The organism is Pectobacterium brasiliense (assembly GCF_013449685.1).
Classification (GTDB): Bacteria; Pseudomonadota; Gammaproteobacteria; order Enterobacterales; family Enterobacteriaceae; genus Pectobacterium; species Pectobacterium brasiliense_A.
Genome location: NZ_JACDSF010000079.1, coordinates 3999 through 4662, shown reverse-complemented (window position 1 = coordinate 4662; position 664 = coordinate 3999). Strand labels below are relative to the sequence as shown.

Here is a 664-nt window from a genome sequence, read left to right as displayed (position 1 = left end):
CAGGGTGGGATCCCACTTTACTTATTGAAATAGAGAACTTATTTCGATTTTACTGATCTGAGCTTTATCTCCACTAACACTCAGTGAAAGACAATGACTATCTTTAATTATATCAATGAAATACCCGACCCACGCTGCGAAACGAATAAAAAGCATGAATTGATGGACGTCATTTTCCTCACCTTTACCGCCGTGCTAAGCGGTGCATCGGGATGGAAAGCCATACAGCAATTCGGTGAGTGCCAACTCCCGTGGCTGAGACAGCATTCTCCTTTTGCTAATGGCATTCCAAAACGTCACTGTATCGCCAATATTATCAAGGCATTAGATAGCCAGTCCCTGATGTCGGCACTGTTAAGCTGGATTAATGAACGTCGCAGCAGTAATGGCAGAAAGCAGATAGCGATTGACGGTAAAACGCTTCGCGGAACGGGCAACGGCTTTTTAGCGCAAGCTCTGCATGTCGTCAGCGCTTATGACATTGGCAATGGTATTGCGTTGTATCAACAACCTACTGAAAGCAAAGGTAAAGAAGGGCCGGTGGCCCGCCAGCTTATTGAATGTCTGTCGCTGGAAAATGCTACCGTTACGCTGGATGCGCTTCATTGTCAGGTGGAGACATTGCGGCTTATCTGTCAGCGTAAAGGCGAGTTTATTGTCGGCA

Annotated in this window: 1 protein-coding gene; it reads left to right on the top strand. The window is 46.4% G+C overall.

Annotated features, from left to right (window positions below):
- Positions 1-93: 93 nt before the first annotated feature.
- Positions 94-664, top strand: a 571-nt coding sequence (locus H0248_RS21080) for an ISAs1 family transposase (protein WP_180787368.1), incomplete at its 3' end; no start/stop codon positions are given.